Origin of the sequence: uncultured Aquincola sp. (assembly GCF_964001545.1) — a bacterium.
Taxonomy (GTDB): Bacteria; Pseudomonadota; Gammaproteobacteria; order Burkholderiales; family Burkholderiaceae_C; genus Aquincola.
The window spans coordinates 1-1,607 of record NZ_CAXFDV010000801.1 but is presented as its reverse complement, the minus strand read 5'-3'; the positions used below and the strand labels follow the sequence as shown (position 1 = coordinate 1,607).

Here is a 1,607-nt window from a genome sequence, read left to right as displayed (position 1 = left end):
TCCTGCTGGATCTTCAGGTGTCGGTCGGTGGTGTCCTGCGTGCTCATGGATGCTCCTGAAAAGGGTGGCGCCAACCCGTGTGCGCCTTGAGCACCTCAGCGGCAAGGGGCGTTCCCGTGGCGGACGCCTCAGCAGGCAAGGCACCCGGATTGCCCCGGTGTTGTTTCTCTCTCGTCAACCCCAAGCCAACGCCAAGGAGACCGCATGAACACGGACCGCGCCATCAGCTCGCTGTCGCCCGGCATCACCACCATGATCCGGCTGGACCACTCGCATGTGCTGAGCATGTCGCACCGCTATCGGGTCGATGCCCACCCCAGCCGCAAGAAGTCCATCGTCGATGCGATCTGCCTGGCGCTGGAGATCCATGCGCAGCTGGAAGAAGAGATCTTCTACCCCGCGCTGGAAACCGTGGCCACGGGCAATGCGACCCTCACCAAGTCGCGCCCCGAGCACGACGAGATGAAGCGCCTGATCGCCGAGCTGCGCAGCATGGCGCCCGAAGACCGCGGCTATGACCGCGCCTTCCTGGAGCTGATGCGCGACGTGATCCACCACGTGGCCGATGAAGAAACCGTGCTGCTGCCGGCCGCTGAATCGCTGCTGGCCGAACAGCTGCCGGTGCTGGGCGCCCGCATGACGCGCCGCCGCCTGCAACTGGCCGCGCCGCATGCCGGCGACCTGCTGCTGGGGTCGGTGCGCACCCTGCCGCCGGCGCTGGCCGCCACCACGCTGGGCGTGTTCGTGGGCGGCCTGCTGCTGGGGCTGGCCCTGCGCCGCCCCAGCCGCTGGTAGGCCTGCCGGCAGGCGCTGGAACACCGTTTGCCGAAGGCGGTGTACCGCCACATCGGCGAGCCCATCTTTGAAGAAGGAGCAAGACCATGCAACGCACCCTCCACCGCAGCCTGATCACCCTGGCCATCGCCGCGGCCACCGCCGCCACGCCGCTGGCCTTTGCACAGCAGCAGCAGGCCAATGCCCCGGCCACGCGCGCCTCGGGCGACATGAAGATGCCGGCCATGCCGCGCACCGACGCCAACTTCATGAAGCAGGCCGCCGAGAACGGCCATGCCGAGGTCGAGGCCAGCAAGATGGCGCTGCAGAAGGCCAGCAACCCCGAGGTGAAGAAGTTCGCCCAGCAGATGATCGACGAACACACCAAGGTGGGCCAGGAGCTGATGCAGCTGGCTTCGACCAAGGGCGTGGAACTGCCGACCGAGCCTTCGCTGGTGCAAAAGGGCAAGGCCAAGGCGATGCTGGACACCGCTGAGGGCGAGAAGTTCGACCAGCGCTACGTGGCCAGCATGGGCGTGGATGCCCATGAAGACACGCTCAAGCTGTTCCGCAAGGCCGCCAAGGACGCCAAGGACCCCGACGTGAAGGCCTGGGCCGCCAAGACCGTGCCTGCGCTGGAGCACCATTTGCAGATGGCCAAGGCGCTGGACGCCCAGGTCAACAAGAAGGGCGGCAAGTCCGCCAGCAAGTAAGCCGCTTCAGCCCTGCGGGGCGGGCCCGCCATGGATGGGCAGCCCGCCCTGCGGCAAGGTGGCGCGAAGCACGTGGCCGTGGGTGGAATCGGTGACGTAGAGCGTGCACCGGTCTGCCCC

The 1,607-nt window shown here is 67.4% G+C and carries 2 protein-coding genes; both read left to right on the top strand.

Annotated elements, in window-relative coordinates; all coding sequences use genetic code 11:
* Positions 1 to 204 precede the first annotated feature (204 nt).
* On the top strand, positions 205 to 795 hold the full coding sequence (locus ABNT58_RS27770; RefSeq protein WP_348756606.1) for a hemerythrin domain-containing protein: 591 nt from the start codon (positions 205 to 207) through the stop codon (positions 793 to 795).
* An 86-nt stretch (positions 796 to 881) separates the two neighbouring features.
* Positions 882 to 1,487, top strand: coding sequence for a DUF4142 domain-containing protein (locus tag ABNT58_RS27765; protein ID WP_348756605.1), 606 nt, complete (start codon positions 882 to 884; stop codon positions 1,485 to 1,487).
* The last annotated feature ends 120 nt before the right edge of the window (positions 1,488 to 1,607 follow it).